This window comes from Congregibacter sp., assembly GCF_045107095.1.
Lineage (GTDB): Bacteria > Pseudomonadota > Gammaproteobacteria > Pseudomonadales > Halieaceae > Congregibacter.
The window spans coordinates 37,815-61,256 of record NZ_JBGCFU010000026.1 but is presented as its reverse complement, the minus strand read 5'-3'; the positions used below and the strand labels follow the sequence as shown (position 1 = coordinate 61,256).

Sequence of the window (23,442 nt, the reverse complement as noted above, 5' to 3'; positions counted from 1 at the left end):
AGCCTGACTGAAGCGCCATTAGTTGTCGACCTCTGCTGCGTATCACTGAGAAAACCTGCCCCGGCAATGTTAGCCCGCAACAACCCCTAAAGCCCGCGCCACCCGTCCAAGCTCCGGACTTACCTCGTCTCTCACTAGGGGTAATCGAGTTCCTCGCAGCTCTTCACGCTTTCGATACCCCCTGCGCAGCGCATCAAAACCTGCGGCACGCTCGGCGGCCGGCAGTTTGTCTAGGTTTCTGAACAACAGGTCATCTTCACCGATTGCATAGCGCTGCCGTATGAGCTCGCGCGCGGCGCTGCATCCGACCCCATGCAACGGAGCCAGGTCTACCACAGCGTTCTCATCAATCTGGATTGGGCTCTCGACTAACTGCTTATTGCGGAGGGTTTCATACAGCATCTTTGTCGCCTTCCACTTGGCGTCCCAGCTGTAGCCAGCGATATGAGCGCTTGCCAGTTTGAGCGATGGCATGGCAAGCAGTGCCCAATCACATTCTGGTTCGCCCTCCCACACATCAAGCACGCAGTTGACGGGGTTTTTCCGCTGGAGATGCTCTAGCAAGGCTCGATTATCGATGACAGCCCCACGCGCGGCGTTAATCAGCCACTGGCTACTATCCAGTACAGCCAAAGCGGCCGCGTCAATCAAATGGTAGCTAGGCCAAGGTGACTGCTTGTGCAAAGAGCAATGCAAACTAATCACCCGACAATCGAGTATCTCTTGCAGTGACGCCCAATCTCCCTCCACGTCTTTGTCAGCAAGCCAGGGATCATGCACTTTTACATGCCACCCGAGATCCTTAGCTACCTGTGTCAGCAAGCGACCCACGTGGCCGTGACCGACAATGCCGAGCGTATCGCCCTCCTCCAGGAGCTCCCATGGCTCATGAAGCTCCGCCAACGCCGCCAGAACGTATTCGACAACGGAATTGGCATTGGCACCCGGCGCTGCAGCAAAGCTAATCCCTTGGGCTGCGAGCGCGTCCTGATCGATATGCTCGACCCCGGCGGTCGCAGTGCCTACAAACCGTAATTGACTGTTTTGCACGAGCGCTTGGGTCACCGGCGTAACAGAACGCACCCAAAGAGCATCCACCCCTTCAAGATCAGCGGTTGAAATGCTGCGTCCGGGCAGAGTGCGAATATCTAGCTCGTTACTCGGCAGAAGATCCAAGCCCACCATATTCTGGTCTGCAAGAACCCGGATCACCGTAAATCCTCGATCGCGAACTCCAGCGCCTCTAAAGAAACACCCAAACCGTTGTATGCAGCGAGGGCATCAAACACCTTCTCTGCCCTTTGGGGGAGTCCTTTAGCTACAAAGTTCCTGGCTTGTGTCACGACGGCAATTGCGAATTTGCTAGTCGCCTCTGCATCCACAGGCGCGTCGAGGTTGTCCATGCTCAACCTAAACCGAATTCCCGACGATCGCGCAAAGCACCACTCTAGAGCCTGTGGCCTTGCTTCAGCGTTTAAGAAGGCCTGTTGGGCCTCGCTATCGCGCCCATCGGGGTTGTACCAATATCCGTAGTCGACTTGCTTCCGGCGAGCGGCTCCAGCGATACACCAGTGAGCTATCTCATGCAGTGCACTGGACGCAAAATCCTCGCGAAAATAGATACATGCTGGAGAGTCCGCCCTAGCAGGCTCGTAGAGTGGCTCCATGGCGCCACCTTTCAGGCATGTATCCTGGCTTACAAGAAAAAGATCATTAAAGATCTCGATTATCTGCTGGGCTTCAAGCGCCTTTGATAAGGGTATAGCGGAATTCATCGTTCTGTTCTTCGCTTAGCTCAAGCTCATGTCCGAGAAATCGGCAAAACTGGGGAATGTCTCGCTGGGTGGTCGGGTCTGTCGCAATGACCAACAGACGCTGTCCCGGCGAAAGCTCGGCTACAGCTTTGTGAAGAAGCATTACCGGCTCGGGACAGTTAAGACCGCGAGCATCCAAGGTAACCGTAGTTTCTTGTGTATTCATTGAAATAACACCAAAGTGTTCATGACCGTCCGGCACGACGCTAGGGCGCGTCGAAGTTGCCTAACAAACGTTCAGCGTCATCGGCTGGCAGGATATCCCATTGCTCGGAATCCACATCAAACAAAAGCTGTACTTTGCCGCTGTGCATCTGCTTCAGTAGGCGGGCAACGCGAACATCCATGCTGGTTTCTTCAGCCCCGTAGTCGGTGCCATCCCTGCTGGCGTATTCCTCAAGGAGCGCATGCAACTGCTCCTCGGGGACGCGCTCAACAGGGACCCTGACAAAATCTGCCAAATCAGCTCGCCGGCTTAACGAACTTCAAAGTCATGCGATCACTTTCGCCAATCGCCATGTGTGCTTCTTTGTTTTCGTCAGCAGTACTCAAAGATGGAGGAAGCTCCCATACACCATCTGCGTAGTCACCGGTGTCTTTAGGATTGGCATTCACATCAGAGCGAGCATCCAGCTCAAAGCCCACACTACGCGCGGCAGCAATTATGTAATCCTCGCTGACATAGCCTGTGGCCTTCATCCGTTCCGGATCACGCCCGTCTTTGGCACGGTGCTGTACGACGCCGAAAACCCCGCCGTCTTTTAGTGCGTCGTAGGCAACAATCAGTGTGTTCGCCAGAGTATCGCCACGCATCCAGCTATGCACATTTCTAAAGGCCAGCACCATGTCCGCAGTTCCTGCCGGAGCTATAACTACGGAGTCTGCGGACCCAAGTGTGGTCACGGTGACATTGCCGTAGGTGTCGTTGTCCTCACCTAGCTTCTTCAAGTACGAACCCAGAGATCGTCGAGAATATGCACCACCATTGGGGCTGTTATGTGCAGCGTAATAGCTGCCCTTTTCTTTCAGGAGCGGCGCCAGAACCTCCGTATACCATCCGCCGCCTGGCGATAGTTCCACGACCGTCATATCCTCCTGGATTCCAAAAAACTCAAGGGTTTCCCGCGGGTGCCGAAATGCATCCCGAGCAGCATTCTTCTCACTGCGCTGCTTTCCGTTAAGGGCGGTGTCCCAATCGAGTGCCGCCGACGCCGGTGTTGCGATGAGCAGCGCCGGAGCGAGAACTAAACTAGAGATGAGAGCCGTAAGCTTTTGCACAGATAAACTCCTTTGGTAAATGAAATCACGAGGTAATATACGCGCTGAATCGACCAAAGTGGAGCACCACCCAGTGACGACCCGCGTTTTGATCAGTTTTTTTTGCGACGACCGTCCCGGCGTAATCGAACAGCTGAGCGCATTGATCTCAGATCATGACGGCAACTGGCTGGACTCACAACTGAGTCGTCTTGGAGGACGTTTTGCCGGCGTCCTGCAAGCACAGATACCCCAGACGCAATACGAGCCTCTAAAAAGCGCACTCAAGGACTTAGCTAGCGTAGGCATTATCGCCCGTCTTACGGATGCTGGCGACGCCTCAAATGCGCCTCTGGCGACGCAGCGTCTGACACTTATGGGACCCGATCGTCCGGGAATCGTACGCGAGTTAACGCGGGCCCTACGCAGCGCCGGCTTTAACGTACGCTCGATGAAAACGGCCGTTGAAACTGCGCCTATGAGTGGTGAGCCGCTTTTTCGTGCAGAAGCAAGCATTGAGCTCCATGAGGATAGCCGCCTGGACGAGCTTGAGTGGAAACTTGATGCCATGGCAGACACCATGACTCTGGAAATCGATCTTATTCCGGACTAACGTCGCCGACGTAGCAATCCGAACAGAACAGCTACCAGGGCTGCGAATCCAATAAGCAACAGCATCGCCAGCAGCAGAACCAGCAACTGCGCCACGAGGCTGTTTACGCCTAAACCGAGCTGCGTCGAGGCGGCCCACAACAAAACACCCAGCGCCGCCACACCCAAAAAGGTGGTTCTCGCTAGGGAACGCCGCCAAAACGGGAACTTCACGAGTTCTGTGTAACCTCTGCAGGCAGTACAGGCGTAGGCGATTCTACATCGCCGTTTTGCGCCCGGTTACGCAAAAAGTGGTCCATGAGAACCAGTGCCAACATCGCTTCAGCGATAGGTGTCGCGCGAATACCAACACATGGATCATGGCGCCCGGTAGTCACCACCTCGATGGGCTCTCCTGCATGATTAATGCTCGCGCCGGGCTGTCGAATGCTCGAGGTCGGCTTTAGAGCCATGCTCACGGTGATGTCTTGACCACTACTAATGCCGCCAAGAACGCCACCCGCATTATTGCTGAGAAAACCCTCGGGGGTCATTAGGTCGCGATGCTCGCTGCCGCGATGCTCGACACTGTCAAAACCCGCGCCAATCTCCACGGCTTTTACCGCATTGATACTCATCATTGCTGACGCTATGTCCGCATCCAGGCGATCAAAGATGGGCTCTCCCAGTCCCGGGGGCACGCCTTCCGCAACTACGTTGATTCGAGCGCCGATTGAGTCGCCGCTCTTATTCAGTGCAGCCATATAGGTTTCCATTTCAGGAATCTTGGCGGGGTCAGGACAAAAGAATGGATTTGTTTCGACCACGCTCCAATCAAGCACTTCTGCCGCTATCGGTCCGAGCTGCTGAAGGTATCCGCGAATACGAATGCCCTGCCCTGCGAGAAACTTCTTGGCGATTGCACCAGCGGCCACCCGCATCGCTGTCTCGCGGGCTGAAGAGCGACCGCCTCCGCGATAGTCCCGAAAACCAAACTTGTGCATGTAGCTGTAGTCGGCGTGGGCGGGACGGATACGATCCGCAATGTCTGCGTAATCGCGACTGCGCTGATCCTGATTCTCGATTAATAGCCCAATAGGTGTTCCCGTGGTGACGCCCTCAAAAACACCCGACAAAATGCGCACTTCATCGGACTCTCGTCGCTGTGTGGTAAAGCGAGAAGTGCCGGGTTTACGTCGATCCAGATCCGGCTGCATATCAGCACTATCAAGGGGAAGCCCCGGCGGACAACCGTCTACGATCGCGCCCAGAGCGGGGCCATGGCTCTCGCCAAAGGTCGTCACGGTAAACAGCGTGCCGAAGGTGTTGCCTGCCATAATACTTCCGAGGATTTTGCAAAACCGCGATTATACGCGTTGTTTGGCGCTCTGCAGAGCGCAAGGGCTACACATATGTGTACTGGACTAAGCTCTATCTGGCCAGAGCTTGAACAATCTCTGGTAGCTCCTCTGCTCGAACTAAAAGCACTCCATGGCCACCTTCACTAAACTCGATCCACGTTAAGGACAGTCCGGAGAGCTCCGCATCAAGGGCCTCCCAGGAGTTCCCTACTTCGAGAAACAGCAGTCCTCGCTTTGTCAGATGCTCGCCAGCTTCCCGAAGGATCCTTCGGGCCATATCGAGGCCGTCTTCGCCAGATCCAAGGCCTTGAGGAGGTTCCGCCTGGAATTCCGCCGGCATTGACGCGAGATCCGCCGCGTCCACATAGGGCGGATTAGTCAAAATAATATCGAAGCGCTGCCCAGCAAGCTCATCCATTAGATCTGACTGCACGGCAGTGACTCGCCCAGTGAGTTCGTGGATCCCAATATTCTCTCTCGCCAAGGACAGGGCGTCGGTATCAATGTCTGCAATCACAACTTGCAGATCTTCCTGATAGGCGGCCGCAGCGATACCGATACAACCTCCTCCGCAGCACAAATCAAGCAAGGATTTCGGTCCGTCGCCTGTCCACCAGGGGGCGTATCCATTGCGGATAACTTCCGCGATCGGTGACCGGGGAACCAAGGCGCGCTCGTCGCACTTAAACTCCATGCCGGCAAACCAGGCCTGGCCCGTCAAATAGGGTAGCGGACGACGCAGGATGATCCGCGCATGCAACCAACCAAGGACCTTTTCCCAGCTATCGCCCGCTACTGATAAAGCGAGTACTTCATCGCCAGAGTCCAAAGGCTGCCCCACCGCGCTAAGCAGTAAGAACACGGCTTCGTCCCAGGCGCTGTCGCTACCGTGACCAAAAAATACCTCGGCTTTTTGCAAAGCTGAATACGTTTGATCAAGAGCATCACCCAGCGTTGCCGGCACCTGCTCGCTCAGAGCATAGTCGCTAAGAAACGTCTCGTTGCTGCGCCCTGAGGAGGTTGCTACCATCTTTATTCTCCTTCAAATCTGAGTAACTCAAGACATGGAATCCCATTGGGCGGGCATTATCGCAGGCATCGGTGAGGACCTGGATCGTCCGGGTCTAAAAGACACACCTAAGCGCGCCGCGAAAGCTTTTGAATTTTTGACCAGAGGCTATCATCAAAACGTTAAAGACGTTGTAAATGACGCGCTGTTCCCCTCCGACAGCAACGAAATGGTCGTCGTTCAGAATATAGAGATGTATTCCATGTGCGAGCACCACATGCTGCCATTTATCGGAAAGTGCCATGTGGCGTATATACCCACAGGCAAAGTCATTGGCCTTTCCAAGATAGCCCGCCTTGTAGACATGTACGCGCGACGTCTCCAAATTCAGGAATCACTGACGTCACAGATTGCGGAAACTATTCTGGATGTCACTGACGCAGAGGGCGTAGGTGTCATCGTGGAAGCACAGCATATGTGCATGATGATGCGCGGTGTCGAAAAGCAAAACTCCCAGATGAAAACCTCAGCAATGCTAGGAAGCTTTCGGGAGGATCAAAAAACCCGGGACGAGTTTCTATCACTTTTACAGCTACCCTAGAACATGCGCGGCAGATGCCTACTTCAATAGATTAGGGAGACAGCTTTATCGACTCTAGGTGCAGATACTGCCGATCGCTACTGCGTGCAGAACCATAGACTAACAGTCGATAGCTGTGCCCGCCCTGTTCCAGGGTGTAAACGCGATAGCGCTGTGAGACTTCCGTCCCGTAGAGCAGGCGTTGCTGAAAGATTCTGTTAGCCCATTGCACGCTGCTACCGCAAGCGCGAGCCTCGCAGCTGAAAGATTGGGTCACGCCCTCTTGGCTCGCCACACGCCCATCCAGCTCTTGCACCATTTCTGCGGAGGTATAACCGTCTTGCACACGCCAGGTATAGCTAGTTCGCTCCCCGGTGACGCGCTCACTTCGCCTCGGCGACCAGACACCCCGTATCTTCTCGATCGCGCCTAAGGGTACGAGATAGTCCCGGACGCTCTCCCCCGACAGGGCATCTATTTCTTCAAGATGAGGATAATTACTCAGACCCACAAAGTAGTCCGTGAGCGGTGAGTTATCGGCGGATAGCAGCTGAGTGCTGAACCCACAGAGAGCGATGAGAACGACGGTTGTTTTGCGAAAGCCCATAGTTAGACTATAACGCCAATTGCCCCACAACATGCAGGGCAACCGGCAATGCGCAGCTTACCCGTTGCTCAACTGCAGAAGCAGGTTGTTCAAACGCTCGACATAAGCTGCGGGATCACCCAGCTGACCACCCTCCGCAAGGTTAGCCTGATCAAAGATAATCTTGGCCAAATCTGCAAAGCGATCTTCATCGGTTTCCGCATCCAGTCGATTGATAAGCGGATGCGTTGGATTGATCTCAAGGATAGGCTTTGATTCGGGAACAGCTTGCCCCGCTGCCTCCATAATGCGTCGCATCTGTGCGCCCATGTCCTGCTCACCCACCACCAAACAGGCCGGTGAGTTGGTGAGACGTGTGGTTACGCGAACCTCTTCAACGTCGTCCGCAATAACCGTTTTCAAACGCTCGACCAAGCCTTCGCTGTCTTTCTCCGCTTCTTCCCTGGCCTTTTTCTCTTCTTCATTCTCGTCCTCGAGGTCAAGGCGACCACGAGCCACGTCTTGCAGCTGTTTGCCGTCAAACTCCTGAAGATGATTCATGAGCCAGTCATCGACACGATCTGAGAGCAGCAGGACCTCAATGCCGCGCTTTCGAAATACCTCAAGCTGAGGGCTGCGCTTTGCGGTATTGAAGTTCTCGGCGACCACATAAAAGATCTTGTCCTGGCCGTCCTGCATACGCTCAACGTAGTCTTTGAGAGACTGATCCTGCGCTTCATCATCGGTGTGTGTACTACTAAAACGCAGCAGCTCGGCAATCTTGTCCTTATTGCCCATATCTTCTGCAGGGCCTTCTTTCAGTACCTGTCCAAATTCCTTCCAAAAAGTCGCGTACTTCTCTGCATCGTTCTTGGCCATCTTGGACAGCATGTCCAGCACACGCTTACTCAGCGCGCTACGCAAGGCATCAACCGTCTTGTCTTGCTGGAGAATCTCGCGAGACACGTTCAGAGAGAGATCGTTGGAATCGAGCACGCCTTTTACGAAGCGCAGATACATGGGCAAAAATTGCTCGGCATCATCCATGATGAAAGTGCGCTGTACGTAGAGCTTAACTCCAAGATTGGCATCACGATTCCACATATCAAAAGGCGCACGGGCTGGAATGTATAGCAGACTCGTGTACTCCAGCTTTCCCTCGACCCGGTTGTGGCTCCAACTCAAAGGATCTTCAAAATCGTGAGAAACGTGTTTGTAGAACTCCCCGTACTCCTCGTCCGTAACTTCACTGCGGCTTCGCGTCCAAAGTGCCGTGGCTTCATTGACCGACTTGTACTCTGGCTCTACTGGCTCCGCGTTATCTTCTTCTGCGCTCTCTGCAGCGGGTGGCGGTGTCTCTTTCATCAAGACCGGCACCGAGATGTGGTCTGAGTACTTTTTGATTACGCTGCGAACGCGCCAATCATCTGCAAAATCTTTGCTGTCTTCGCGCAAGAACAGGGTGATGCTTGTTCCGCGCTCAGCCTTATCTTGTGCCTCAATGGTGAACTCTGCTTCGCCTTGAGACTCCCACAGCACACCTTCACTGGCAGGAACACCGGCTTTACGAGTATGCACAGCAACGCGGTCAGCAACGATAAAAGACGAGTAAAATCCAACGCCAAACTGGCCGATTAACTGAGAATCCTTCTGCTGGTCTCCAGACAACTGCTCGAGAAAAGCGGCGGTGCCGGATTTCGCTATGGTCCCGAGGTTGTCGATAACTTCGTCGCGGCTCATGCCGATACCGTTATCGCTAATAGTTACAGTGCCCGCGTCTGCATCGACGTCCACTCGTACCGCGTATTCACCGTCGCCTTCCAGTAGCGCATCGTCAGATAACGCGGCAAATCGAAGCTTGTCCACAGCGTCCGAGGCGTTGGAGATGAGCTCCCGAAGAAATATCTCTTTGTTCGAGTACAGAGAGTGAATCATTAGCTGTAGCAGCTGACGAGCTTCTGTCTGGAACCCCAGGGTTTCTTTATTCATATCTGCAGTCATGGTGTCCTCTGAATACTTAGGGTGACGTAGGTATGGGCAGTGATATGGGGGCCAAAGCGCTAAATTCAAGCCTCAAGCTATCCGGCAGGCATAAAAAAACCCGCCGATAACAGCGGGTTCTTAGCGTGCCGGTTACAGCATTACCAACCGGTGATTTCAGCGAGTCCTGAACCAATGTCGGCAAGAGAGCGCACGGTTTTCACCCCGGCATCTTCCAGAGCTGCAAACTTCTCATCAGCGGTGCCTTTACCACCGGAGATAATCGCCCCGGCGTGCCCCATACGCTTACCCTTAGGCGCGGTAACGCCTGCAATATAAGACACAACAGGCTTAGATACGTTCGCTTTGATGTAGGCCGCAGCCTCTTCTTCCGCTGTTCCGCCAATCTCACCGATCATTACGATCGCCTCGGTTGCAGGATCTGCCTCAAACATTGCGAGGATATCAATGAAGTTAGAACCAGGAATGGGGTCGCCACCAATTCCCACACAGGTTGACTGACCAAAGCCAGCATCGGAGGTCTGTTTTACCGCCTCGTAAGTGAGTGTGCCTGAACGGGATACGATACCGACTTTGCCCGGTAGGTGGATGTGCCCGGGCATGATGCCGATTTTACATTCGCCGGGCGTGATAACGCCCGGACAGTTTGGCCCTACGAGCCGCACACCCAGCTCATCGCACTTGACCTTCGCTTCGAGCATATCCAGAGTAGGAATCCCTTCCGTGATACATACCACCAGCTTGATACCGCCATTGGCTGCTTCAAGAATGGAATCCTTACAAAATGGTGCAGGTACGTAGATTACCGACGCTTCTGCGCCAGTCGCCTCAACGGCTTCGGCAACGGTGTTAAACACGGGAAGACCCAAGTGCTCTTGGCCGCCCTTGCCCGGCGTAACACCGCCGACCATCTTCGTGCCGTACTCAATCGCTTGCTCTGAGTGAAAAGTACCCTGCGAGCCAGTAAAGCCCTGGCAGATTACCTTGGTGTCCTTATTAATCAGGATACTCATTAGGAATTGCCTCCTGCTGCTTTAACTGCCTGCTGTGCCGCGTCCGTCAGACTGGTCGCCGCAATAATATTTAAACCACTGTCTGCCAAGACCTTACGTCCCAGCTCAGCGTTGTTCCCCTCGAGACGAACAACCACGGGAACTTCTACTCCGATCTCTTCGACTGCGCCGATAACGCCCTCAGCGATGAGGTCGCAGCGAACGATGCCGCCAAAGATGTTGATCAGAACGGCTTTCACTTTGTCATCTGAGAGGATGATCTTGAACGCCTCAGACACTCGCTCTTTCGTAGCGCCGCCCCCAACGTCCAGGAAGTTGGCCGGATCGCCGCCGTGCAACTTAACAATGTCCATGGTGCCCATCGCAAGACCCGCTCCATTGACCATGCAGCCAATGTTGCCGTCCAGAGCAACGTAGTTAAGCTCCCACTGTGCTGCATGGGACTCTCGCTCGTCTTCCTGTGACGGATCATGCATTTCGCGAAGGTCACCCTGACGGTAGAGTGCGTTGCCATCGACACCAATCTTGGCGTCCAGGCAATGCAGATTGCCCTCTGTAGTGATTACCAGCGGATTAATCTCAATAAGGGCGAGATCCTTCTCTTGAAACATCTTCGCAAGGCCCAGAAAGATTTTTACAAACTGCTTAATCTGCTCACCCTTCAGGCCGAGATTGAAAGCCAGCTCGCGACCCTGATAAGGCTGAGCACCGGTCAATGGATCGATTACCGCGCGGAGTATCTTCTCTGGCGTCTCTTCAGCCACTTTCTCAATTTCTACGCCGCCCTCAGTGGAAGCCATAAACACGATACGCCGTGAAGAACGATCGACTACCGCACCCAGATACAGCTCGTCGGCGATATCCGTACAAGACTCAACAAGAATCTTCGATACGGGCTGACCATTGGCATCCGTTTGATAAGTGACCAGGTTTTTGCCCAACCAGTGGCTGGTGAATTCCGCGATCTCGTCCTTAGTTTTGACGAGCTTTACGCCCCCCGCCTTACCTCGGCCACCAGCATGAACCTGAGCCTTAACGACCCACATGTCGCCGCCAATAAGATCTGCCGCTTCAACTGCGGCCTGAGGAGAGTCAACTGCGTGACCCGTGGAAACCGGCAAGCCATATTCGGCGAAGAGCCGCTTACCTTGGTATTCATGAAGATTCATGTGAAGTCCCGTTAGTGTTCAAGGAAACGATTGCGCACCGGACCCCTTGTCCAGAGCGATTTTACTGACGCCCCGACACAGGTCGGGGCGCCAAATTCTTAGCGGCGTTTACGGTTCGCTACGTGAATCGCGTGCCCATCGACGGCTAACGCCGCCTCGTGAACTGCCTCAGATAAAGTCGGATGACCAAACACCATCAGTGCCAGATCCTCCGTGCTCGAACCAAATTCCATTGCGATCAACACTTGCTGGGCAAGGTCTGCGGCCGAGGGGCCCACAATGTGGCAACCCAGAATCCGGTCTGTCTCGGCATGCGAGATGATTTTCACCAAGCCCTCTGAATCATTGGCAGCCAGCGCCCTTCCCGACGCTGCAAAGGGAAAAGTTCCCGCTTTGTAGGGTACGCCGTCTGATTTCAGCTCTTGCTCTGTCCGGCCTACCGCAGCGATCTCTGGGTGTGTGTAGATGATCGACGGAATGCAGTCGTAGTTAACCTGCGCAGGCTTGCCAGCGATCCGCTCAGCGACCATCACGCCTTCTTCAGAGCCTTTGTGCGCAAGCATAGGACCGCGAACGACGTCACCTACCGCAAATACATTAGGTGCCTCGGTAGCGCACTGGTCATTGACGAAGATGAAGCCTCGCTCGTCCATGGTCACGCCAGAGTCGTCTGCCAGCAAATCAACGGTTCTAGGTCGACGCCCCACGGACACAATCAACTTGTCAAAGATTTCTGTGTGTTCTCCCTCAGGGGAATCGTAGCGAACGTGCACTTTGCCGTCTTTAACCGTAGCATCGGTAACGCGGCTGCTCAGACGAATATCCAGAGACTGCTTCTTGAAGATCTTGGCTGCTTCTTTGGCAATCTGGCTATCCATCATGGCGAGAAATTCGTCTAAAGCTTCCAGAAGAATGACTTCGGAACCGAGACGGCTCCAAACACTTCCCAGCTCAAGACCAATAACCCCAGCGCCAATAACACCCAAGCGACCGGGCACTTCGGTAAATTCCAACGCGCCGGTGGAGTCAACGATAAACTCGTCGTCTACTGGTGCGGGCGGAATTTTCACCGGCTCAGAACCGGCGGCAATGATCACATTGCCAGCTTCAACCGTGGAGACCGTACCATCAGCGGCGGTGACTTCAACGTTTGCGCCCGCCAGAACTTTGCCGCGTCCTTGAATCACAGACACGCCATTGTGTTTAAACAACCCAGTGACACCACTGGTTAACTGCTTAACGATCTTATCTTTTCTGCCCAGCATTGCCGGAACATCAATACTCGGGTTTTCTACACCAATACCGTGTACCGAAAACGTGTCCTTCGCATCATGGAACTTCTGACTTGAATCAAGAAGGGCCTTTGAAGGGATACAACCCACATTCAGGCATGTTCCACCGAGGGTCGCAGCGCCGTTCTCGTCGGTCCACTCTTCTACGACTGCGGTGCTTAAACCTAACTGCGCAGCTCGAATCGCCGCCACGTAACCGGCAGGCCCCGAACCAATAACTACTACATCAAAACTTTCTGCCATCGTGAAATCTCCGTCTGGCTGAATAAGGGTGTCGTCGGGTAATCAGAGTTGCAGCAAAATTCGCGCAGGATCTTCGATGAGATCTTTCACCGCAACGAGATACTGCACGGCAGTCTTGCCGTCGATTAACCGATGATCATAAGACAACGCCAGGTACATCATTGGCAGCACGACAACTTCGCCGTCAACGACCATGGGGCGCTCCTGAATTTTGTGCATTCCCAGGATGCCTGTTTGAGGCGGATTGAGTATGGGTGTACTTAGCAAGGAACCAAATACTCCCCCATTGGTCACGGTAAACGTACCGCCCGTCATATCATCTATGGTCAGTTTGTTTGCCTTGGCACGAGTACCCAAGTCGACAATCGCCGCCTCGACATCTGCAAGACTCATAAAGTCCGCATCACGGAGCACAGGCACCACGAGACCACCATCGGTAGATACTGCAACGCCGATATCCTGATAACCGTGATACACCACGTCGTTGCCGTCTATAGATGCGTTGACTGCGGGGTAACGTTTTAAGGCCTCACAGGCCGCCTTCACAAAAAAGCCCATAAAGCCAAGACGCGTGCCGTTGTGGGTCTTTTCAAACTGATCTTTATACTTCTTACGAAGCGCCATTACCGGAGCCATGTTGACTTCGTTAAAGGTAGTTAGCATCGCAGTAGAAGTCGTCGCCTCTAAAAGTCGCTCCGCAATACGCGCACGCATGCGAGTCATAGGCACACGCTTCTCGACGCGCTCACTCGATGGGCCACTAGGCACATCAGCGACAGCGGCACTACTGGCAGCAACGGGTGCAGCCGCAGGCTTGTCCTTGATGTAGGCCGTAACGTCTTCTTTAGTGATACGGCCGCCTTTCCCCGTACCGGTAATCAGCGATGGATCGAGCTTGTGCTCTTCTACCATCTGCCGGGCAGCCGGGCCCATTTCAGAGCTACTGTCGGTTGCAGCAGGCGCTGCATCGGCTGACGCAGTCTCTGGAGCACTGTCGGCGGCGGGAGAGGCCGCCACTGCACCCTCTTCCAGATCCGCCAGCAGGGCTTCACTTTCGATCGTCTCGCCAACAGCCGCGTGAATTTTCTGAATCACTCCATCAGCAGGAGCAACCACCTCCATCACAACCTTGTCGGTCTCAATCTCGACAATGAGTTCGTCTCGCTGAACCGAGTCGCCCTCTTCCTTGTGCCAGGCAGCGACCTCACCGTCTGCGACGGATTCAGGGAATGCGGGAGCTTTAATTTGGATAGCCATGAGTTTTCCTTGTAGAGAAGCTGTTAGCCGTTATCGCTTTCGAGCGTCAGTGCCTGATTAATAAAGGCCTCCTGCTGCTCAAGGTGAAGGGCCATATAGCCCGCGGCAGGTGCCGCCGACGCTTCGCGTCCAGCGTAACCAAGATAGATATTGCCGTTAAGCGACGCGAATACGCGACGCAAATGATGCTGACTGGAGTACCAGGCGCCCTGATTCATAGGCTCTTCCTGACACCACAGAGCATCACGTAAATTGGGGTACCCGCTGAGGACCTTCAGCATTTCCGCTTCGGGGAATGGGTATAACTGCTCGAGGCGAATGAGCGCAATGTTATCTATGCCACGCTCCCTGCGTGCCGCACGCAGGTCGTAAAACACCTTGCCTGAGCACACAACGACTCGCTCTACTGCTGACTTATCGAGGTCATCAGTTTCATCGAGCACATTGTAGAAGCGACCGTTCGCCAGATCCTCCAAAGTGGATGTTGCCTCTTTATGGCGCAGGAGGCTCTTCGGCGACATGACAACCAAGGGCTTTCGCAGTGGACGGATGCCCTGGCGACGCAGCATGTGGTACACCTGTGACGGCGTGGTCGGCACGCAAACCTGAATATTGTGCTCTGCACAAAGCTGCATGAAGCGTTCGAGACGTGCAGAACTGTGTTCTGGGCCCTGCCCCTCGTAACCGTGGGGCAGGAGCATGGTCAGTCCACAGAGCCGACTCCACTTATGCTCACCGCTGGTGATGAACTGATCGATAACCACCTGAGCACCATTCGCGAAGTCACCGAACTGCGCTTCCCAGATAACCATTCCTGTAGGAGCCGTTGTCGCGTAGCCGTATTCAAAGGCTAAAACGGCCTCCTCAGAAAGGAGCGAATCGTGAATAACAAAATCAGCCTGATCTTCACTAACATGCTGCAGGGGAACGTAGTTCGCATCATCGCGTTGGTTATGGAGTACGGCGTGACGGTGAGAGAAAGTACCGCGACCTACGTCCTGACCTGTTAGCCGAACCGGATATCCCGCTTCGAGCAAAGACGCATAGGCCAGCGTTTCTGCAAAGCCCCAGTTAAGTGGCAATGCACCGGCAGCCATCTTGCGACGATCTTCCAGGATCTTCGCGACCTGACGCTGCAGAGGAAAACCATCAGGCGACTGATTAGTGTGCTGCGCCAGTGTTTGCAGATGGTGCAAATCCATCCCGGTGTCACAGTGTAGGGTCCACTCGTGACCCAGGTATGGAGTCCAATCAACAAACAGCTCGCTGTTGGGCTCATGCACCAGGCTGGACACCAAGGGCTCATTCCTGTCCAGGGAACTCCGATAGCCATCGACTAACGCCTGATCTTCAGCCTCGGTAAGCACTCCGGCCTCTATCAGGCGTCGAGCGTAAATATCCCGCGTCGTGGGATGCTTGCGAATTGCCTCATACATTTGCGGTTGCGTTACCGCTGGCTCGTCCGCTTCGTTGTGGCCCCGGCGGCGGTAACAAACGAGATCAACAACCACGTCTCGTTTGAACTCGTTGCGATAATCAATAGCCATCTGAGTGACAAAAAGCACGGCTTCAGGATCGTCGGCGTTGACGTGAAAAATTGGCGCCTGAACCATCTTGGCTACGTCGGTGCAGTACTCAGTGGATCGGGAGTCCTCACGCAGACTGGTAGTGAAGCCCACCTGATTATTTAGAACAATATGCACCGTGCCACCGGTCTTGTAGGCACGAGTCTGAGACATTTGAAACGTCTCCATGACTACGCCCTGACCAGCAAAGGCTGCGTCACCGTGGAGAACGATAGGCCACACGGTTTGACCCACAGGATCATCACGGCGATCCTGACGCGCTCTGACCGAGCCCTCAACCACCGGCGATACAATCTCAAGGTGCGACGGGTTGAACGCCAGAGCCAAGTGAACCTCGCCTCCGGAGGTCATCATGTTCGATGAAAACCCCTGGTGGTACTTCACGTCACCGGAACTCTCGTAGGTTGCGCGACCTTCGAATTCCGCAAACAACTCGGATGGATTCTTACCGAGAATATTTACAAGTACATTCAGGCGACCACGGTGGGCCATACCAATAACGATTTCTTTGGCGCCGTACCCACCAATGCGCTGCATCATCTCCGCGAGCATGGGAATAAGACTCTCACCACCCTCGAGACCAAAGCGTTTTGTGCCCGGAAATTTGGAACCCAAAGATTTTTCCAAACCATCGGCTTTAATCAATCGACGGAGAATCTGTCGCTGCACATCTGGCCCAAAATCAGGAGCAGATCGCACGGACTCCATGCGCGACATAATCCACTGCCGCTGCTCCGTATCCACAATGTGCATGAACTCAGCACCAACGGTGTGGCAGTAGGTGCGCTCCAGAGCTTCAATGATGTCTTTGAGCGTGGATCCCGCGCCGCCCATCTTCAGCGTACCTACCTGAAAGCTTGTATCCAGGTCAGCAACGGAAAGCTCGTGGAAGTTGAGCTCCAGATCAGGAATGTGCTCGCGCACTGCCAGCCCCAAGGGGTCAAGCTGGGCTTTCTGATGCCCCCTTTGGCGATAGGCAGAAATCAGCGCCAACACCTTGACCTGCTTGCGCTCGTGTTTAGTCGCCTGGCTGTCGTGGGCAACGGTCGCTTCTGTGCGTACTCGCATTTTGCTGATGCGAGCAAAACGCTCTCGTACCGCGCTATGCGGCACATCGTCAATCAGGGAAGTTTTGGTCTCGACCCGTGGCAGCCGATCAAAGTAATCCCGCCACTGCTCAGGCACGGCATTGGGATCAATGAGATAGCTTTCATAGAGGTCTTCGACGTAGGTGGCGTTGCCACCCGCGATGTGCGAGCTGCGGCGAAACAACTCCATAGAGTTTTCTTGCATTCTTCCCCCCAGAAGATCAACGCACAGAAGTTAGGACTACGACCGTGCGTGCCGGGGCATATTGTTTCCACGGTCCCCCCGGCCCCGCGGGCGCTCTCCGTGTCCGGACAGCGCGGTGGCGCAATTATGCCAGCAAAGCGAGAGGTCTAGAAGGTGTAAAGCCGAGAAATGGGTGGACTTTTCGCTAAAAATCCACCGCAGGGAGCCTAGGCAGCTTGTTTAAGCAACATACTGCGAATATGGCCGATAGCGCGTGTGGGGTTAAGGCCCTTGGGGCACACATTTACGCAGTTCTGAATACCGTGGCACCGGAAAACACTGAAGGGGTCGTCGAGCTTTGAAAGACGCTCTTCAGTCGCGGTATCGCGGCTGTCAGCGAGGAATCGATAGGACTGCAACAAGCCCGCTGGGCCGATGAAGCGGTCGGGGTTCCACCAGAAAGAGGGGCAGCTTGTAGAACAGCAGGCGCAAAGAATGCACTCGTACAATCCGTCGAGCTTGGCGCGGTCTTCGGGCGACTGAAGCCTCTCGATGGCTGGCGCAGGGGTATCGTTCTGCAAGTAAGGCTGCACTTTTTCGTACTGGGTGTAGAACATGCTCATATCCACAACCAGATCGCGAATAACCGGTAGCCCGGGCAAAGGCCTTATCACAAGCTTGTTGTTCTTCACGGTTTCGGACAATGGCGTAATACATGCCAGTCCGTTCTTACCGTTCATGTTCAGGCCGTCGGACCCGCAGACACCCTCCCGGCAAGAACGCCGGTAGGTTACAGAGGTGTCTTGCTGCGCTTTAATATCTTCAAGCACATCAAGAACCATTACATCTTTGCCGCCGGTATCGACTTCAAAAGTCTGCATGGACGGCTCAGCGTCCTGCTCCGGGTTGTAGCGATATACACTGACCTGCAACATGCAAAAAACTCCGTTTCGTTCGTTCCCCTAGGGGATCAATAACTGCGAGCCATCGGCTCCATCACGTCCATAATCTTGGGCGCGAAGTTCACATCACGCTTGCCAACACTCTTGTCCTTGGGGAAGTACAAGGAGTGGCACAACCAGTTCTCATCATCACGTTCCTGATAGTCATCACGGGCATGAGCTCCGCGACTTTCAGTACGAGCTTCAGCGGGTACGGCCGTAGCCTCCGCCACTTCAAAGAGGTTCTGCAGCTCAAGGGCTTCGATACGCGCGGTATTGAACGCCTGAGTTTTATCGGCAACACCGACGCTTTCAATTCTCGGGCGCAGCTCTTCAAGGAGCTTAATGCCGTCGCGCATAAAGTCGCCCTTACGGAATACACCGAAGTGATTCTGCATGACACCCTGAAGCTCTTTACGCAGACCAGCCACGCTCTCTCCAACGGGAGCTTCATCGAGCTTGGTCAAACGCTGGTTCGCTTCTTCAATATCTGTGGGCAATGCGTCACGAGCTTCGATACCAGAGCGCAGAGACTCTTCGATAAACAGGCCGGCTGCCCGACCAAAGACCACCAGATCAAGAAGCGAGTTTCCGCCGAGACGGTTGGCACCGTGGACAGATACGCAGGCAGCCTCACCACAGGCGTAAAGCCCGGGAATCACGTGATCCTGACCCTGCGCGTCAATGGTCAGCGCCTGACCGTTCACGTTGGTGGGGATTCCACCCATCATGTAATGGCAGGTCGGCACCACGGGAATAGGTTCTTTTACTGGATCTGCATGGGCAAACGTTCGCGACAGCTCGAGAATACCGGGCAAGCGACTCTCCAGAACTTCTTCGCCAAGATGATCGAGCTTGAGGAACACGTGATCCGCGTCGGGCCCACAGCCGCGACCTTCGAGAATCTCAAGAACCATCGAACGGGCAACAACATCGCGTCCGGCCAGATCTTTAGCGTTCGGCGCGTAGCGCTCCATGAAACGCTCGCCGTCTTTATTGACGAGGTAGCCGCCTTCTCCACGACAACCCTCGGTGACCAGCGTGCCCGCACCATAGATTCCTGTGGGGTGGAACTGCCACATCTCCATGTCCTGCATGGGGAAACCCGCTCGCAAGGCCATGCCGATACCATCGCCGGTGTTGATGTGGGCATTAGTGGTGGAGGCATAAATACGCCCTGCTCCACCCGTGGCGAATACCGTGGCTTTGGACTTCACATATACGACTTCACCGGTCTCAATACAGATAGCGATAACGCCGACGACCACTCCGTCCTGGTTTTTCACCAGGTCGGTTGCAAACCACTCATTAAAGAACACTGTCTTGTTCTTCACGTTGTTCTGATAAAGCGTGTGCAGCAGCGCGTGGCCCGTACGATCAGCCGCCGCGCAGGTTCGTGCAGCCTGGCCGCCTTTACCAAAATCTTTTGACTGCCCGCCAAAAGGTCGCTGGTAAATGCGCCCGTCCTCGGTTCGAGAGAACGGCAAGCCCATGTGCTCAAGCTCGTAGATGGCTTCGGGGCCCACTGATGTCATGTATTCAATGGCGTCCTGGTCACCGATGTAATCGGAGCCCTTCACCGTGTCATACATGTGCCAACGCCAATCATCCTGCGGATCCGAGCTGGCGATCGCGCAAGTGATGCCGCCCTGGGCAGACACTGTGTGCGAACGTGTAGGAAAGACCTTGCTGATTACCGCCGTCTTATAGCCAGACTGGGCGAGTTGCAGCGCAGCGCGCATACCCGCACCGCCGCCACCGACAATCACACCATCAAAAGAAATTGTGCGCATTCGTACTTATGCTCCTGTTACAGGAATCTTAACCAAACTCAGGCCCAGACTATCTGGATGCCCCAAATCACAAAAATGACCAGCGACAGCGATGTAAGAAGCTGAAGGCCAATTCTTAGCACGTTGCCCCGGGACCCCATCAGACGCTCTGTGAGGTAATCCGTGAACACACCCCACATCCCGATCCAGGCATGTGCCGCTAACGACAGAATCGCCAGCATGGTGAAAATCTTCATCCACGTCTGAGCGAACAACGCGGTCCACTCTACGTAGGACACGCCCGCAGCCAGCTTGAAGCCTACGAACACGAAAAACGCGAGAAGGATAACGGCTGTTACGCGCTGCACCAACCAATCGGACAAACCTGATCGTGAAAGACTCGTGACCGCAGTTACCATAATGCTACCCCTACCAAAACCGCGCTAACGGCGGTACACACAAACACCAAACGAGCGCCCAGGACACCGCCATCCATGGTCTCTCCGATGCCGAAATCCATAATCAGGTGTTTGACGCCCGCAAAGCTGTGGTAAAGCAAAGCCGTAGCAATGCCCCAGAGCACGAACTTCACCAATGGGCTCCCAAATAGCTCACCCAAACCCGCAAAGCCCTCGGGCCCGGAAAGGCTGAGATCAAGCGCCCAAAGGAGAAGAAAAGATGCCACGACCATAATGACGCCGGAAACCCGGTGCAAAATCGATGCGTAAGCAGTGATTGGAAGTCGGATAGTACCGATATCGAGGTTAACCGGACGATTGTCTTTCACAGACGGACAGCTCCTGACTCTGGAATGGCCCTAAAGTATCACTCGGCCGCGCTGAAAGCGCCGTGACCATGTGACTACTCGCTTCGTACCAGAGCCCGAAAGAGTGCTCATTCAGCCCTGATACCCTAGAAAACGGCGCGAGTATAGAGATTCACCAAGTCCATTACAATTGACTCCGATCAATGCACCGGATGTTACTCGGCAAGACATAGCGCAAGAACGTCCTCAGTCAATTGACAAACGTTTGCCACTGTCTATAGTTGGCGGCCCACTGAAAACACGCGGGTTTTCCCATGAGTCAAAAGAAAGCAACCCTTACCATCGATGGCATTGAGGGCTCCGTAGATCTGCCTGTTTACTCAGGATCTATAGGACCGGATGTCGTAGACGTTGGGGGCCTCACGAGCAAAGGGATGTTCACCTATGATCCCGGCTTTGTATCTACCGCGGCCTGTGAATCCGAAATAACCTATATCGATGGTGGTAAGGGAATCCTCCTCCATCGCGGCTACCCCATTGATCAGCTGGCAGCGGAGTCAGATTATCTCGAAACCTGCTACCTGCTGCTCTACGGCGAGCTCCCAAATACCGAGCAGAAAGAAAAGTTTGTAAGCACTGTTCATAACCACACCATGGTTCATGAGCAGATCAGGACGTTTTTTAACGGCTTCCGCCGCGATGCCCACCCTATGGCCATCATGTGCGGCGTCGTCGGCGCACTATCTGCGTTCTACCATGACTCCCTGGATATCTCGGACGAGCACCACCGACAGGTAGCGGCCTTCAGACTCATCGCGAAGATGCCCACCCTGGCAGCAATGAGCTACAAATTTTCCATCGGACAGCCCTTCATGTATCCGGATAATAATCTCGGCTACGCAGAGAACTTTCTACACATGATGTTCGGCACGCCCTGCGCCCCAAGCAACGTGTCGCCCGTGCTGGCGAAAGCAATGGATAGAGTGTTTCTTTTGCACGCAGACCACGAGCAAAATGCTTCGACCTCTACGGTTCGATTGGCGGGCTCTTCAGGAGCTAACCCTTTTGCCTGTATTGCGGCGGGTATCGCAGCGCTGTGGGGACCGTCTCACGGTGGTGCGAACGAAGCTGTACTGAACATGCTGGAAGAAATCGGCGATGTTTCACGTATTGATGAGTACGTCGCTCGCGCCAAAGACAAGGAAGACCCCTTCCGTCTCATGGGCTTTGGCCATCGTGTATACAAGAACTTCGATCCACGGGCGAAGGTTATGAAGCAAGCCGCCGACGAAGTACTGGCAGAGCTGGGCATTGAGAACGACCCTCTTCTCGCCATTGCCAAGCGTCTGGAAGAAATCGCCCTGGAAGACGAGTACTTCATTGAGAAGAAGCTCTATCCCAACGTGGACTTCTATTCCGGCATCATCCTTAAAGCCATCGGCATCCCAACGAGCATGTTCACCGTGATTTTTGCGGTAGGTAGAACCGTGGGCTGGATTGCGCACTGGAACGAAATGATCTCGGGCAGTTACCGCATCGGTAGACCTCGCCAGCTCTATACAGGCCACGCGCAGCGTGACTTCGTAGGTATCGACGACCGCAGCTAGCGCGACCTCGGCTCAGCTCTCCCTGCGCGATGGACTGAGAGTCCCGCGCAGGGTGCTTAAGCTGCTCTAAAACGATAGAATTACGGATTGTTGCTAGGTGCGTCCTGGTCGCTTCGCAACACCCGAATCCAAAACATGTTCACTCAATAAGCAGAGGCTCCTATGCCCGAAATGTCGGTATCTACAGACTCAAAAGAGGTCTACCTGACCGGCACCGGTCTCTACACGCCTCCAAACTCCATCAGCAACGAAGAGCTTGTTGAGAGCTTCAACCAGTTTGTCGACCTTCACAACGCCGAGAATGCAGAGGCTATTGCCACCGGCGACATGCCTGCGCTCTCCCATTCTTCAGCTGAATTCATCGAGAAGGCCTCGGGTATTCGGTCCCGTTACGTCATCAACAAAGACGGCATACTCGATCCCCATCGCATGACGCCCAACATCAAAGATCGCGCCAACGATGAGCCCTCCGTAATGTGCGAGATGGCAATCACCGCATCAAAGCAGGCATTGGAAGCTGCCGGGCTGCAGGCGTCTGATTTGGATGCAGTGATTTGTGCGGCATCTAATATGCAGCGGGCCTACCCTGCCATGGCGGTGGAGATTCAATCTGCCCTGGGCTGCGGTGGCTACGCTTTTGATATGAACGTGGCTTGCTCTTCAGCGACCTTTGGACTGCAACAAGCTCGGGATGCCATACGAAGCGGTAGCGCCAGGCACGTGCTGGTCGTCAATCCAGAGATTTGCACCGGGCACCTAAATTTTAGAGACCGTGACTCGCACTTTATTTTTGGCGATGTTTGCACAGCGATGATTATCAGCGACGAACCCGGCAGCACAGGCGATAACTTCAAGGTGCTGGATAGCCGGCTGCAGACAATGTTCTCCAACAATATCCGCAACAACTTTGGTTTTCTCAACCGCGGCGACGACGAGGGCATAGGAAAAGCCGATAAGCTTTTCGTTCAAGAAGGACGCAAGGTCTTCAAGGAAGTTTGCCCCGCGGTAGCGACTCAGATTAATGAGCAGTTGGCGAGCCTGAATATCGACTCAGCAGACCTGAAGCGCTTGTGGCTGCATCAAGCTAACTTGAACATGAACGTACTCATCGCAAAACGCGTGCTTGGTCGAGATGCCAACACTGAAGAGGCACCGGTGATACTCGACGAGTATGCAAACACAAGTTCAGCGGGATCAGTCATCGCTTTCCACAAGCACCATGGTGATTTTGAGGTCGGTGAGCGCGGAGTGCTTTGCTCCTTTGGCGCGGGCTACAGCATCGGCAGCGTGATTCTAGAGCGCTGTTGAGACGTTTTTTTTTGCGC

General features: G+C 54.4%; 23 protein-coding genes. 4 read left to right on the top strand and 19 right to left on the bottom strand.

Annotated features, from left to right (window positions below):
- Positions 1-69: 69 nt before the first annotated feature.
- The 5 genes from AB8B76_RS05345 to AB8B76_RS05325 are packed head-to-tail and all read right to left on the bottom strand — an operon-like array spanning position 70 to position 3,092.
- Entirely contained in the window at positions 70-1,212 is a 1,143-nt protein-coding gene (locus AB8B76_RS05345) for a 4-phosphoerythronate dehydrogenase (protein ID WP_405270978.1), read from the bottom strand.
- On the bottom strand, positions 1,209-1,775 hold the full coding sequence (locus AB8B76_RS05340) for an elongation factor P hydroxylase (protein WP_405270977.1): 567 nt from the start codon (positions 1,773-1,775) through the stop codon (positions 1,209-1,211). The genes AB8B76_RS05345 and AB8B76_RS05340 overlap by 4 nt, the downstream gene beginning before the upstream one ends.
- Positions 1,741-1,980: a sulfurtransferase TusA gene (gene tusA, locus AB8B76_RS05335; RefSeq protein WP_405270976.1), complete on the bottom strand. Its 240-nt coding sequence runs from the start codon at positions 1,978-1,980 to the stop codon at positions 1,741-1,743. Before tusA ends, AB8B76_RS05340 begins: the two co-directional genes overlap by 35 nt.
- Before the next feature lie 40 nt (positions 1,981-2,020).
- Positions 2,021-2,275 carry a YheU family protein gene (locus AB8B76_RS05330; RefSeq protein ID WP_405270975.1) on the bottom strand — a complete coding sequence of 85 codons (255 nt, stop codon included), beginning with the start codon at positions 2,273-2,275 and terminating at the stop codon, positions 2,021-2,023.
- A 1-nt stretch (position 2,276) separates the two neighbouring features.
- Complete coding sequence (locus AB8B76_RS05325; RefSeq protein WP_405270974.1) at positions 2,277-3,092, bottom strand: class I SAM-dependent methyltransferase; 816 nt, start codon at positions 3,090-3,092, stop codon at positions 2,277-2,279.
- A 73-nt stretch (positions 3,093-3,165) separates the two neighbouring features.
- Between AB8B76_RS05325 and AB8B76_RS05320 the strand changes: the two genes are divergently transcribed.
- Complete coding sequence (locus AB8B76_RS05320) at positions 3,166-3,684, top strand: glycine cleavage system protein R (RefSeq protein ID WP_405270973.1); 519 nt, start codon at positions 3,166-3,168, stop codon at positions 3,682-3,684.
- On the opposite strand, the gene AB8B76_RS05315 is transcribed toward AB8B76_RS05320, so the two are convergent.
- The 3 genes from AB8B76_RS05315 to prmB form a co-directional block, all read right to left on the bottom strand.
- The gene (locus tag AB8B76_RS05315) at positions 3,681-3,896 is read right to left on the bottom strand and encodes a hypothetical protein (RefSeq protein WP_405270972.1); all 216 of its coding nucleotides are present in this window, start codon (positions 3,894-3,896) and stop codon (positions 3,681-3,683) included. The genes AB8B76_RS05320 and AB8B76_RS05315 overlap by 4 nt on opposite strands.
- Positions 3,893-4,999 carry a chorismate synthase gene (gene aroC, locus AB8B76_RS05310; RefSeq protein WP_405270971.1) on the bottom strand — a complete coding sequence of 369 codons (1,107 nt, stop codon included), beginning with the start codon at positions 4,997-4,999 and terminating at the stop codon, positions 3,893-3,895. The genes AB8B76_RS05315 and aroC overlap by 4 nt, the downstream gene beginning before the upstream one ends.
- Before the next feature lie 94 nt (positions 5,000-5,093).
- The gene (gene prmB, locus AB8B76_RS05305) at positions 5,094-6,053 is read right to left on the bottom strand and encodes a 50S ribosomal protein L3 N(5)-glutamine methyltransferase (RefSeq protein ID WP_405270970.1); all 960 of its coding nucleotides are present in this window, start codon (positions 6,051-6,053) and stop codon (positions 5,094-5,096) included.
- Positions 6,054-6,087: 34 nt separating this feature from the next.
- On the opposite strand from prmB, the gene folE reads away from it, so the two are divergent.
- On the top strand, positions 6,088-6,633 hold the full coding sequence (gene folE, locus AB8B76_RS05300) for a GTP cyclohydrolase I FolE (protein WP_405270969.1): 546 nt from the start codon (positions 6,088-6,090) through the stop codon (positions 6,631-6,633).
- A 31-nt stretch (positions 6,634-6,664) separates the two neighbouring features.
- Here folE and AB8B76_RS05295 read toward each other — a convergent pair whose 3' ends face one another.
- From AB8B76_RS05295 to sdhC, 11 genes are all read right to left on the bottom strand, one after another.
- Positions 6,665-7,219 (bottom strand): DUF4892 domain-containing protein, encoded by a 555-nt coding sequence (locus AB8B76_RS05295; RefSeq protein ID WP_405270968.1) that lies wholly within the window; start codon positions 7,217-7,219, stop codon positions 6,665-6,667.
- A 57-nt stretch (positions 7,220-7,276) separates the two neighbouring features.
- Positions 7,277-9,199: a molecular chaperone HtpG gene (gene htpG / locus AB8B76_RS05290; protein ID WP_405270967.1), complete on the bottom strand. Its 1,923-nt coding sequence runs from the start codon at positions 9,197-9,199 to the stop codon at positions 7,277-7,279.
- A 140-nt stretch (positions 9,200-9,339) separates the two neighbouring features.
- Positions 9,340-10,212 carry a succinate--CoA ligase subunit alpha gene (gene sucD / locus AB8B76_RS05285; RefSeq protein ID WP_405270966.1) on the bottom strand — a complete coding sequence of 291 codons (873 nt, stop codon included), beginning with the start codon at positions 10,210-10,212 and terminating at the stop codon, positions 9,340-9,342.
- A complete protein-coding gene (gene sucC / locus AB8B76_RS05280; protein WP_405270964.1) occupies positions 10,212-11,381 on the bottom strand; it encodes an ADP-forming succinate--CoA ligase subunit beta in 1,170 nt (389 codons plus the stop codon). Before sucC ends, sucD begins: the two co-directional genes overlap by 1 nt.
- 98 nt (positions 11,382-11,479) lie before the next feature.
- Positions 11,480-12,916 carry a dihydrolipoyl dehydrogenase gene (lpdA, locus tag AB8B76_RS05275; protein ID WP_405270962.1) on the bottom strand — a complete coding sequence of 479 codons (1,437 nt, stop codon included), beginning with the start codon at positions 12,914-12,916 and terminating at the stop codon, positions 11,480-11,482.
- 42 nt (positions 12,917-12,958) lie between these two features.
- Entirely contained in the window at positions 12,959-14,173 is a 1,215-nt protein-coding gene (gene odhB, locus AB8B76_RS05270) for a 2-oxoglutarate dehydrogenase complex dihydrolipoyllysine-residue succinyltransferase (protein ID WP_405270960.1), read from the bottom strand.
- A 23-nt stretch (positions 14,174-14,196) separates the two neighbouring features.
- The gene (locus AB8B76_RS05265; protein ID WP_405270958.1) at positions 14,197-17,052 is read right to left on the bottom strand and encodes a 2-oxoglutarate dehydrogenase E1 component; all 2,856 of its coding nucleotides are present in this window, start codon (positions 17,050-17,052) and stop codon (positions 14,197-14,199) included.
- A 206-nt stretch (positions 17,053-17,258) separates the two neighbouring features.
- Positions 17,259-17,966 (bottom strand): succinate dehydrogenase iron-sulfur subunit, encoded by a 708-nt coding sequence (locus tag AB8B76_RS05260; RefSeq protein WP_405270957.1) that lies wholly within the window; start codon positions 17,964-17,966, stop codon positions 17,259-17,261.
- A 35-nt stretch (positions 17,967-18,001) separates the two neighbouring features.
- Entirely contained in the window at positions 18,002-19,765 is a 1,764-nt protein-coding gene (gene sdhA / locus AB8B76_RS05255; protein ID WP_405270956.1) for a succinate dehydrogenase flavoprotein subunit, read from the bottom strand.
- A 38-nt stretch (positions 19,766-19,803) separates the two neighbouring features.
- On the bottom strand, positions 19,804-20,163 hold the full coding sequence (gene sdhD, locus AB8B76_RS05250) for a succinate dehydrogenase, hydrophobic membrane anchor protein (RefSeq protein ID WP_405270954.1): 360 nt from the start codon (positions 20,161-20,163) through the stop codon (positions 19,804-19,806).
- The gene (gene sdhC / locus AB8B76_RS05245; protein ID WP_405270952.1) at positions 20,157-20,531 is read right to left on the bottom strand and encodes a succinate dehydrogenase, cytochrome b556 subunit; all 375 of its coding nucleotides are present in this window, start codon (positions 20,529-20,531) and stop codon (positions 20,157-20,159) included. The genes sdhD and sdhC overlap by 7 nt, the downstream gene beginning before the upstream one ends.
- A 293-nt stretch (positions 20,532-20,824) precedes the next feature.
- Here sdhC and gltA point away from each other — a divergent pair, with 293 nt between their 5' ends.
- On the top strand, positions 20,825-22,117 hold the full coding sequence (gltA, locus tag AB8B76_RS05240) for a citrate synthase (protein ID WP_405270951.1): 1,293 nt from the start codon (positions 20,825-20,827) through the stop codon (positions 22,115-22,117).
- Positions 22,118-22,279: 162 nt separating this feature from the next.
- Positions 22,280-23,425, top strand: a complete 1,146-nt coding sequence (locus tag AB8B76_RS05235; protein ID WP_405270949.1) for a beta-ketoacyl-ACP synthase III — start codon at positions 22,280-22,282, stop codon at positions 23,423-23,425.
- Positions 23,426-23,442 lie beyond the last annotated feature (17 nt).

Coding starts and splice junctions, on each gene's coding strand:
- sucD (WP_405270966.1), bottom strand. CDS start 10,212: ATGAGTATCCTGATTAATAAGGACACCAAGGTAATCTGCCAGGGCTTT.
- AB8B76_RS05260 (WP_405270957.1), bottom strand. CDS start 17,966: ATGTTGCAGGTCAGTGTATATCGCTACAACCCGGAGCAGGACGCTGAG.
- htpG (WP_405270967.1), bottom strand. CDS start 9,199: ATGACTGCAGATATGAATAAAGAAACCCTGGGGTTCCAGACAGAAGCT.
- sucC (WP_405270964.1), bottom strand. CDS start 11,381: ATGAATCTTCATGAATACCAAGGTAAGCGGCTCTTCGCCGAATATGGC.
- tusA (WP_405270976.1), bottom strand. CDS start 1,980: ATGAATACACAAGAAACTACGGTTACCTTGGATGCTCGCGGTCTTAAC.
- aroC (WP_405270971.1), bottom strand. CDS start 4,999: ATGGCAGGCAACACCTTCGGCACGCTGTTTACCGTGACGACCTTTGGC.
- prmB (WP_405270970.1), bottom strand. CDS start 6,053: ATGGTAGCAACCTCCTCAGGGCGCAGCAACGAGACGTTTCTTAGCGAC.
- AB8B76_RS05295 (WP_405270968.1), bottom strand. CDS start 7,219: ATGGGCTTTCGCAAAACAACCGTCGTTCTCATCGCTCTCTGTGGGTTC.
- lpdA (WP_405270962.1), bottom strand. CDS start 12,916: ATGGCAGAAAGTTTTGATGTAGTAGTTATTGGTTCGGGGCCTGCCGGT.
- odhB (WP_405270960.1), bottom strand. CDS start 14,173: ATGGCTATCCAAATTAAAGCTCCCGCATTCCCTGAATCCGTCGCAGAC.
- AB8B76_RS05265 (WP_405270958.1), bottom strand. CDS start 17,052: ATGCAAGAAAACTCTATGGAGTTGTTTCGCCGCAGCTCGCACATCGCG.
- sdhD (WP_405270954.1), bottom strand. CDS start 20,163: ATGGTAACTGCGGTCACGAGTCTTTCACGATCAGGTTTGTCCGATTGG.
- sdhA (WP_405270956.1), bottom strand. CDS start 19,765: ATGCGCACAATTTCTTTTGATGGTGTGATTGTCGGTGGCGGCGGTGCG.
- gltA (WP_405270951.1), top strand. CDS start 20,825: ATGAGTCAAAAGAAAGCAACCCTTACCATCGATGGCATTGAGGGCTCC.
- AB8B76_RS05235 (WP_405270949.1), top strand. CDS start 22,280: ATGCCCGAAATGTCGGTATCTACAGACTCAAAAGAGGTCTACCTGACC.
- AB8B76_RS05340 (WP_405270977.1), bottom strand. CDS start 1,775: ATGAATTCCGCTATACCCTTATCAAAGGCGCTTGAAGCCCAGCAGATA.
- folE (WP_405270969.1), top strand. CDS start 6,088: ATGGAATCCCATTGGGCGGGCATTATCGCAGGCATCGGTGAGGACCTG.